Origin of the sequence: Lujinxingia sediminis (genome assembly GCF_004005565.1) — a bacterium.
GTDB classification, from domain to species: Bacteria; Myxococcota_A; Bradymonadia; order Bradymonadales; family Bradymonadaceae; genus Lujinxingia; species Lujinxingia sediminis.
On sequence record NZ_SADD01000016.1, the window covers coordinates 19,932 to 29,841 of the forward strand.

At 63.2% G+C, this 9,910-nt stretch carries 6 protein-coding genes; 3 read left to right on the top strand and 3 right to left on the bottom strand.

Annotation, left to right across the window (positions count from 1 at the left end):
• Window positions 1-80 precede the first annotated feature (80 nt).
• Both EA187_RS18415 and EA187_RS18420 read right to left on the bottom strand, forming a co-directional pair.
• Window positions 81-4,898, bottom strand: a complete 4,818-nt coding sequence (locus tag EA187_RS18415; protein WP_127781217.1) for a pre-peptidase C-terminal domain-containing protein — start codon at window positions 4,896-4,898, stop codon at window positions 81-83.
• 287 nt (window positions 4,899-5,185) lie between these two features.
• Window positions 5,186-5,683, bottom strand: coding sequence for a hypothetical protein (locus EA187_RS18420; RefSeq protein ID WP_127781218.1), 498 nt, complete (start codon window positions 5,681-5,683; stop codon window positions 5,186-5,188).
• 426 nt (window positions 5,684-6,109) lie between these two features.
• Between EA187_RS18420 and mtnB the strand changes: the two genes are divergently transcribed.
• A complete protein-coding gene (gene mtnB, locus EA187_RS18425) occupies window positions 6,110-6,790 on the top strand; it encodes a methylthioribulose 1-phosphate dehydratase (RefSeq protein ID WP_115608049.1) in 681 nt (226 codons plus the stop codon).
• Window positions 6,791-6,913: 123 nt separating this feature from the next.
• Here the strand turns inward: mtnB and EA187_RS18430 are convergent, their stop codons facing one another.
• The gene (locus EA187_RS18430) at window positions 6,914-8,062 is read right to left on the bottom strand and encodes an acyl-CoA dehydrogenase (RefSeq protein ID WP_115608050.1); all 1,149 of its coding nucleotides are present in this window, start codon (window positions 8,060-8,062) and stop codon (window positions 6,914-6,916) included.
• A 411-nt stretch (window positions 8,063-8,473) separates the two neighbouring features.
• Here EA187_RS18430 and EA187_RS18435 point away from each other — a divergent pair, with 411 nt between their 5' ends.
• Both EA187_RS18435 and EA187_RS18440 read left to right on the top strand, forming a co-directional pair.
• Entirely contained in the window at window positions 8,474-8,998 is a 525-nt protein-coding gene (locus EA187_RS18435) for a peroxiredoxin (RefSeq protein ID WP_115608052.1), read from the top strand.
• Window positions 8,999-9,145: 147 nt separating this feature from the next.
• Window positions 9,146-9,784, top strand: a complete 639-nt coding sequence (locus EA187_RS18440; RefSeq protein ID WP_164856396.1) for a carboxymuconolactone decarboxylase family protein — start codon at window positions 9,146-9,148, stop codon at window positions 9,782-9,784.
• Window positions 9,785-9,910: the final 126 nt, after the last annotated feature.

Below are 9,910 nucleotides of genomic sequence, written 5' to 3' on the forward strand. Positions count from 1 at the left end.
GCGCTATAAACAGGTCGCCGGCGAGGAACCTTCCTGCGCCGGCGACGGTAGTGCGGTGTTAGATCAAAGACGCTGCTGCATCAAGGCGCCGCATCCTCAATCGTCAGGTAGTAGGGACCACGAGCCACCACACCATCGACAAGCTGCGATTGAATGTCGAAGCGGTAGTAGTGCCCCGCCACCGCATCAAACTCAATGGTGCGGCGGTGGGTGAGGTTGGGACCGACGGCCTCGGTGATGAGGCTCACCAACGCATCACTGCCATCGTACTCGCGGATCTCCCAGCCCAGTGCGTGGCGGTCGCGGTTGAACTTCAACTCCGCCTTCACCCGCCCGCTCTCGGGCGCAACCCAGTTAAAGTAGGCGCGGTCCGCACACTGACCAAGGGGCTCCACGAGCGGCAACTCCGAGTCGAGCACGGCAGCCAGCGCCGGGGTCGTGTTGCCCGCGTAGCCGTAGTCGGGGCAGCGCGCGCCAGCTTGATACGCCTCAGTCTCATAGACGTGCAGGAAGTAAGGAATCGCCTCCGTGTTCTGCTCGCTGCGCACTACGACCAAAAAGTCGGTCGCCGCCGACACGACACGGCTCATCACAAGGTCACGGCCATCGTCGCCGGCCTCGGCCGTCTCCAGCACCGTGGTGCCGTCGAGAGCCCGAAGCTCCATCGCCATCGTGGCACCGGCCTCGTTGTTGAAGAAGGCGGCGATCTCATGGGTGCGCCCACCCACCAGTGAGACGCGGTACCAGTCTTCGTCTTCGGCGCAGGCGATGGGATCCACAAAGGCCTGTCCGCTGGTATGGGTCGAGCCGAAGCGGTAGGCCAACATCGCCTCGTCGTTGCGCTCATAACGATCCGCACAATAAGGCACCGCCGGCTCACTGGCGCCGATACGTGCCCACACGTCGTAGGCGGTGCGCATGAAGAGCCCGTCGCGCGGCATCACCCGCAGGTACACCGTCTCGGCCGCCGCAGCGGTGTAGGCCAACGACTTGAGTCGCGCGTCGTTGCGAACCGTCTCCAGCACCGTGCCGGAGGCATCGCTCAGCTCCAGGTCGATCTTGCCGAAGATGTCGTTGAACTCCACCTCCGCGCGCAGCTCCTCGCCGGCCCCCAGTGCGACTTCAAACCAGTGCTCGGTCTCCTCACAGAGGCTCAGCCCGTTGTAGGCCTGGGCCACCAGAGGTTCAGCCTGCTCGCGGGTCAGCCCCACGTTGAGCGGCGAGTCGCAGGTGTCGGCGAACTCCAGCCCGATGTTCATGGTGTAGTAGTTGCGCCAGTCCGAGGTGCCGTTCACCGCGCCATCGCCATCGACGAAGATGCGGTAGTCGCTGCCCTGGCCTGAGTTGGTCACGCTGATCGTCTCGTTGTCTTCAAAGGTGTTCGCGCTGGCCACGGGGAGCGACTCATTCGCGCGGAAGACGCGCATCAGAAGGTTGCCCTTCGCGTAGGTGTAGAGCAGGTCGACGTTGAGGGTGGCGCCGGCCGGCACAAAGACCTTGTAATGATCCTCGTCGTTGGTACCGCCGTTGCAGATCAGCAGATCTTCGTAGCTGCCTGCGGCGACGGTCGCGGCCTGTGTGACGCTGTCGTTGTCTTCAAAGGGATCCGGGCAGAGGCGGTCGGCGGGGCCTTCCAGAACGCCATCATCGTCGGTGTCCGCGTAGAGCAGCAGATCGTAGTCCATGCGCGCGGGCTGCGGAGCGGTGATCTGCGCGTAGTAGGTGCCGCTGATGTTGGCAACGAAGTCCACCTCCGCCCCCTCGGTGATGCTCACGGAGCTCGCCAGCGGCGCGCCCTCGCCGGGGGTGGGTGAGGAGGGGCCCCAGATGTTGATGCTCAACTCACCCTCGGCCTTGCTGAAGCGAATGAAGGCCTGAGCGTCGGTGCCCGCATCCAGGTCAAACTCAAACCAGTCGTCGTTGCTATCGCAGATCTTCAGACGGTTGGTCACACCAGGGTTCGGCGCCACTGCGGCGTTTGCCGCGCCGGTGTTGCCCGCGAAGCGGTCGTCGGCGCAGGTGCCAGCCGCCTCGACCTCGACCATCATCGAGAAGACGTTCCCGTCGACAACATCGTTGCGAGTGCGAGCACGAATGAAGATGTAGCGCGACTGGCGGGCCGTGTAGGCTGCCTGGCGCACATCGCCCGACGAGGCCGATACCGCCAGAATCCGTTGGGCATCGCGAAGCTCCAGATCGATGCGCCCCTTCGACTCGTCGAACATCAGGGTCACATCCAGCGTCTCACCGGCCTCCACCCAGATCTTGTACCAGCCGTCGTGGTACTCAAGTGATCCGTTGGGGGCGGTGGGAAGTTGACCACACACAAGCAGGCTCTCGTAGGTGCCCGCCTCAATCTCCGCGGCCGCAGCCTGCGTGATGTTTTTGCCAAAGCGGTCCGGGCAGGCCGGGTTCTCATTGCCCACGCCGTTGAGGGTCGTCAGCAGGCGGTAATTCACGCGAGAGGGGAACTTCTCAACAACCTCCAGATAATAGGTCCCCTCAGCGTCGGCGGTGGTGCTCACAACCTTGCTCCCACCCGTGCTCTCATCGCTATCAAGCACGGTGCTTCCGTCCGGCCCCAGAAGGCGAAGGTCGAGTTCGCCCTCTGCGCTCGCAAAGACGATCTCCCACTCCAGGGTGTCGCCTTCGCTCAAGTCGATGCTGTAGAAGTCGCTCTCCAGCTCGCAGGCACGCAGCCCCACAAGACCGCTCTGCTCGCCGGTGAGCACGCCCTCCTCGGTGAGTTCATACGCAGTCGCGACGCTGCCGTTCTCGCCAATCCAGTCGGGCTCACACAGCGGGCCGTCCTCCACCTCAACATCGAGCTTATAAGGCACGTTGAGGCCCTGGAAGAGCGCCGCCGAGAGGTAGTAGGTGCCGCCCTGCGTGGCGGTGTAGGTCAGCGTATCGCGCAGCTTTCCGTCGCCCTGAGGCTCGACCTCCACACCGGCGCGCGCCAGCACCAGGCAGTTACGCGGACCGAAAAGGAAGATATCGAGCTCACCCGCCGCCTCGGCGGCGTCGTAAGTCGTGGTCACGGTCAGCGTCTGCGCCGGGAGCAGCTCCACCGCGTAGAAGTCCGGATCGGCGCAGACCACAAGATCATCGTAGCTTCCCGGAGCAATGGGCGAAGCCGCCCCGCAGCTCTGGTTGGGGGAGTAGACATCGGAGCACTCGTTGGGGCGCTGCATCCACTCCAGCGCGTAGGTGCTGTTGCCCACGCCCGAGAAGGGGCTGACGCGCAGGGTCATCACCTGCGGCTGGCGGGTCACAAACTCGATGACCTGGGCATCGGCGCGCTCACGCGCGCTCTCAATGACCTGACCCTCGGCATCATAAAGATCAAGCGCCACGCCGCCGCGACGACGTTCGGAGGTCGCCGCAATGCGCACGACCTGATTGGCCGCCACGTCCAGCGTGTAGAAATCCGGCGCCTCACCGCAGGTGCTCAGCCCACTGTAGGGCGTCGCGGCCGCAAGCGCCGCAGGTGCGGCCTCGGTGGCCGGATCGAGCTCATCGCTCTGGCAGGCGCCGGGCGCGCTCACATCAATGGCGAGACGGTAGGGGGCGTTGGCGTCGAGGATCGCGCCACGCACCTGAATGAAGTAGGGCGCGCCCTGAGCGATGCCAAACTCCAGACTCTCCTCACCACCATCCACGCCGGGCGGATCACCCGAGAGGACCACAAGCTCGCCGTTGGCCTGCACCAACGCCAGATCGAGGTTGCCGATGCTCGCGTCGTACTCAAGGGTCGCGCTGACCACCTGGCCGCTCTCCACCTGAACTTCGAACCATTCGCCCCCGGTGTTCTCGCGGCAGAAGAAAAGGTCGTCATCGTCGCCACGCTCAAAGGGAAGCGCGCTGGCCTCGACCTCATAGGCGTCTTGAAGGCTGTGGTTGTTGCCCAGACCATCGTCAGGACAGCTCGGGGGGCGGTTCACACAGAGGCCCACGGTGGGGTCTTCGGCCTCTTCGGTGGTCGCGCCCTGGGTGAAATCGCAAAGCTGGGAGGCCGCGCACTCATTGTCGCTGACGCAACCGCGGCAGGTGCGCGGCTGCCCGGCGCAGACCTGTCCGACGACGTTGCACTGGTCGACCGACTCACAGACCGGCACGCAGACCAGATCTTCGCACAGAAACTCCTGGTCGGAGCCCGGAATCGCACAGTCGGAGCTGGTGCGGCAGCCGGCCACACAGACCGAGCCCTGCTCCTGGGAGCAGACCTCGTTATCGCGGCAGTCGGCGTTGGCGCGGCAGCCCTCCCGGCATACACCGGGCTCTCCGTCGCCGGGAGTCTCACAGATCTCGCTACCGCGGCAGTCGTCGTCATTCTGGCAGGGCGGACGTTCCACGCACTCCCCGAGTACGGTGTTACAGATATAATCTTTGCCGTCGTCCTGCTGTTGCCCGTAGGCCTGGCACTGGGTGCTGTTGGTGCAGCTCCCGGTGAAGACGCAACGCGAGGGCTGCTGCGAGTCATCACAACGCTGAATGTCAGGCTGGCAGGAGGTCGGCGTACAGCCGGCATCTTCGCACAGACGGGTGCGCTCGTTGCAGACCTGTCCTTCACCACATTCATCGCGGCTCGGCTCACAGCCGGCGCGGCACAACCCTCCATCGCAGACCGCACCCGCCCCGCAGCTCTCACTGCTCTCGCAGGTCGCCGGCGCACACACGCCCCCCTGGCAGAACTCATCGAAGGCACAGTCGAAGTCCGTCGAGCAACTGAGCGTCTCGGCCGTGCACACGCCTTGACTGTTGCATCGCTCCCCATCGGAGCAATCGGCCAGCGAGGTGCAGACCTCGGCCTGATTGTCATCGTCGGGGCCGCAGGCCGAAACCAGCATCGCCACCAGGGCAAACGCCAGCAACTGGAGTGCACTAAACCTGTACATAGGACTTCCTCGTTCGTGGATGAACTCGCCCGTCAGGAGGGAGGACGGGGGGTAAGACGGCGGCAAGGCTAGAGAGTTTTGCCTTACAAAGCAACGACCTAGGCGTCGTCACGCTCGCCAGGGGGAACCCTATCCACGTGTAGAAAGATGGCGATAGGGCTGGCGATAGAGCAGGTAGGACAGGTCAAAAAGCGACGCGCTTCGGACATCATCAGGCTTCCGAAGCAGTCGTCGTATTCAGCGCGGCACCGACCTGACAGGGGTGCCGCGCTGTGAATCAGGTGTGCTCAGGAGGGGGTGTTGTCCTGGGCATCGGCCAGGCGCAAGAGCATCTCATCTTCGCTCATCATCTGCGAGCTGGCGTTGCCCCAGATATTGTTGACGGCCACCAGTTCCCCGCGGCCCAACTTCTCGGTGAGGTAGACCGCGTAGAAGTCGCCGCCGTCCTCGGTGGCCATCCCCGGAATACGGTCAAGCGCTTTGCCGGAGACCGGGCAGAAAAGCTCACAGGGTTTTCCAGCCTCAAAGGGCTCACTGGAAATCTTACTTGAGTCGCCGTAAAAGGGGCTCAAGATCACATCTTCTTCAAGCTCGCCCTGTTTGACGCGGATCTTCACGCCCGGCTCACCGCTGAAGCGGGGGCCATCGTGGGCGATAATATCTTCGCCGGTCGGGCCAAAGGCTTGCGTCACCACGACCAGAAACCCTCGGGTCGAGAGGTCGTCGAGACGCGTGTCGGTGGGGTTCTCGCGGGAAAACGGATTCGTTCGCTGGTTGTCGGACATCGCGACGGCTCCCTTGTAGCAGTGAAACCGGACCATTCCGGCCTGATTTTCCTACCGCAAAGGGAAAGGCCTGACAAGGACTTGCCCTCATCTGCCCGGGCACACAGGTCGGCGAACGCATCGCCTGGTATGCGATGGGGAGGACTTGGTCGACGGCCATGCGTGTTTTAGATTGTCCCCCACTCCCAGCTCCGATAGGCCTTCTGCGCCACAGCGAAGCGCCGGCGCCTCGGACCGACCTCCATCACACTGCACCACGTCACCACCTTTGTAGACGATGCGTTCCCCGGACCGACCTCCGCTATGCACACATCGGAACACGCTCAGCCCCCCGCAACGCCGATGCCACCGGCGAGTTTTCTTTCGAGCCACGATATCTCCGACCCTCACGTTGTCTTTTCGCAACTCTACTCCTGAGGTGCTTTCATGCCGCAATCCACGACTGCCGCCCTTCCCTCCCGCGACGACGCCACCGCCGAGATGATCACGGCCGCCGGCGACTTCTACCGCTTTGGCTGGCTGCACGGCACCAGCGGCAACCTGAGCGTGCGTCTCTCGCCGGCCGAGGTGCTCATCACCGCCAGCGGAAAATCCAAAGGCTCGCTCACCCCCGAGGACTTTCTCATCGTCGATACTCAGGGAAAGCCCGCCTCCAAAAAAGGTCCTCGCCCCTCGGCAGAGACCGGCGTGCATATGGCCATTTATAAGGCGATGCCCGAGGTGGGTGCCGTCTACCATGTGCATCATCTGCACGCCGCCCTCTGCGGAAAACGCGACTTCAAACAGGGCCACACCTTCGTCAACGATGTCGAGATGATCAAAGGTCTGGGCCTGTGGGAGCCCGAGGCCAGCGCTCGCATCCCGGTTGTCGAAAACCACCACGACCTCGACGAGCTGGCCCGTGCGGTCGCCGCGCATCTCAACAGCGAGGACTTCGACCTCAGCGTGCCCGGCATCAACCTGCGCAACCACGGCGTCTACGCCTGGGGCACGACCCCTGCCGAGGCTCGCCGCCACATCGAAACCTTCGGGTATCTCTTTGAGTACAGCTGGCTCTCGCCGATGCATGACTCCGAGAGCCAGGCGGTGCGCGGGTTTGCTCGCTGACGACGCGCCCATTGCCGGTCAGCTCCACAGATTGGCGGCGATGACTTCCCCTGAATAAAAAAGCCCCGGGACGACTCCCGGGGCTTTTTTCATGCCTCTATACCGTGCCTGCGACGCTCAACGTTAACGCACGAGCATCTTCGCGATCGTCTGCAGCTGCATGTTCGAGGTCCCTTCGTAAATCGCGCCGATCTTGGCGTCGCGGAAGAACTTCTCGGCCGGGTACTCGGTGGTAAAGCCCACGCCACCGAAGAGCTCCAGCGCCTTCGAGGAGACCCGCTCAGCGACCTGACTGCTGTAGAGCTTGGCCATGGCGCTCTCCTTCACAAAAGGCAGGCCCGCGTCTTTGAGTCGCGCGGCGTTGTAGACCATCAGGCGCGCAGCCTCGATCTCGGTGGCCATCTGCGCGTACTGGAACTGCACACCCTGGAAGCTGGCGATGGACTTTCCGAACTGCTCGCGCTCCTGGATGTAGTCGAGGGCCGCGTCGAGCGCACCCTGGGCAAGGCCCACCATCTGCGCGCCGATACCGATACGCCCCTCGTTGAGCGTCTCAATCGCAACTTTATACCCCTTGCCAACCTCTCCGAGCACGTTCTCTTTGGGCACTTTGCACTTCTCAAAGAGCAGCTCGACGGTGGAGGAGGCGCGGATGCCCAGCTTGTCTTCCTTCTTGCCGACCGAGAAACCCTCGAAGTCCCGCTCGACCAGAAACGCGGTGATGCCGCGGTAGCCCTGCTCGGGATCGATGTTGGCAAACACGATGTAGAGGTTGGCCTCGGCACCGTTGGTGATCCAGAGCTTGGAGCCGTTGAGCTCCCAGTGGTCGCCGCGGTCGATCGCGCGCGTGGCCAGGGCGAACGCATCGGAGCCGCTGCCCGATTCACTCAACGCGTAGCTTCCCACCCATTCCGAGCACATTTTGGGAAAGTACTTCTGCTTGAGCTCCTCATTGGCCCAGCGCAGGATCGCGTTGTTCACCAGAGTGTTCTGCACGTCCACAAAGACCGAGACGCTCGGGTCGACGGTGGCCAGCGCCTCGATGGCGAGGATCGCGGTCATGATCGAGCTCCCCGCTCCGCCGTACTCCTCGGGCACCTCAATGCCCATCAGCCCCATCTCAAAGCACTGTTTGATGAGCTCTTTGTCGAGCTGCTGGGCTTTGTCCATCGCGTGCACTTTGGGCGCGATGGCGCTTCTGGCAAAAGACGCCACGGCGTCGCGAAAGATCGCCTCATCTTCGGAGAGGTGGGTCAGGGGCATATGCGTCATGGAAGAGCCTCGTCGATGGGGGTAAAAGGGGCGTTCAAAGCACTGAAAACCTGCGCTCACACTTAGCCACCGCATCCGGTTTGCGCAAGCGCGCCGACGAGCCCTCCGGGAATGTTCGCCCTCACCGCGCGCGGGCTAAGTCCTCCCGCGCCACGCTTTCGCCCCTTGCAAAACACTCAGAAAATCCCATGGAAAATCAGCACCTTACCCGGGAAACACACGCAAACCTTGCGTTTACCGGCCCTGCGGCAATCTGCCCGACCTCAATTCTCCGCAGATCCCCCGAGGGGGGGTTGACAGCCCCGGGGGGCTTCCTTATCTAGTCGCCAGGTTCCGCGCCCCGGGCAGCTTCTGGCAACCGGGGGCATCAGCCCGCACCACACACATCTTTGCAGTCTATGGAGTAAGATCATGCTCAAGCTCGGACAGAAAGCCCCTGAATTCACCACCGCCGCGCTCGTCGGCCGCGAGATCAAAGAAATCAGCCTGGCGGACTACGCCGGCCAGTGGGTCGTGCTCTTCTTCTACCCGATGGACTTTACTTTCGTGTGCCCCACCGAGCTGGTGGAGTTCAACAACGCCATCGACGAATTCGAAGACCGCGACACCGTGGTGCTGGGCGGCTCCACCGACACCGCCTACAGCCACCTGGGCTGGGTGAAGAGCCACGACGATCTGGGCGACCTGAAGTACCCGCTCTTCGCCGACGTTACCAAGAAGATGGCCGCCGATTACGGCGTGCTTCACGAGGGCGACGGCGTGGCCGAGCGTGGCACCTTCATCATCGATCCCGAAGGCAACGTGCGCTTCCTCAACATCAACGACCGCAGCGTCGGCCGCAGCGTCACCGAGACCCTGCGTGTGCTCGACGCCCTGCAGACCGATGAGCTCTGCGCCTGCGGCTGGGAGAAGGGTCAGGACACGATCCAGCTTTGATCCTCTAAGGCGACTGCCGCTTTAGCGAAGGGCGGCCTTTCGAGGCCGCCCTTTTTGTGCGTGCGGGTTGACCGCGCCGCGGGTCGTTCCGACCTTGCGCTCATGTTACCCCACCCTGATCCCACGGACTCACCATCTGGAGAACCTATGAGCTGGCTTCCCGTACTGAGCAATGAGGCGATGAGCGACGACCAGAAAAAGGTCTTTGAGCGCGCCCTGACCAAACTGCACATCGAAGGCGATGCCCCGGACTGGCTGCGCGTTTTGGCCAACGCGCCACTCTTTTTGAAAGACGTCTTTATGAACCTCGATAAAGGCGTCTTCTCCGACGGCGGCCTGCAGTCCAAGACCAAGGTGCTTCTTGCGGCGGTGGCCGCGGCGCACTGGGGCAACCAGGACGTGGCGAGCTTTTTTGCCGAGCGCGCCCGCGCTCAGGGCTTTAACGACGAGCAGATCTACGAAGCGCTGGGCATCGCGGCGACCTCCACCTCGTTTAACCTCTACTATAAGTTCCGCTCGCTGGCGGCGACCGACGCCTTTGAGGGCCTCAACCCCGGGTTGCGCGCCTCGCTCTTTATGCGCCCGACGATGGGCAAAGCCTTTGCCGAGCTGGTCAACCTGATGATCAGCACGGCCAACGGCTGCGCCAGCTGCGTCTCCGGCCACATCCAGGAGGCCATCGGCAACGATGTGACCAAAGAGCAGATCGACGAGGTGATCCGCACCGGTGCCATCGTCGCCTCGATCTGCCAGTTCGTGAACAGCTCCGAGCGCTACGCCCGCTAAAACACCTCCCCGGGCTGCACAGGACGCATACTTCGCCACTTTTCGACCATGGCGGCCTGTTGTAAGTAACGAGGCGGGGGGGGGGGGGCGCCCCCCGCCCCCCCCACCCCGCCGGAGGCTGGTTGA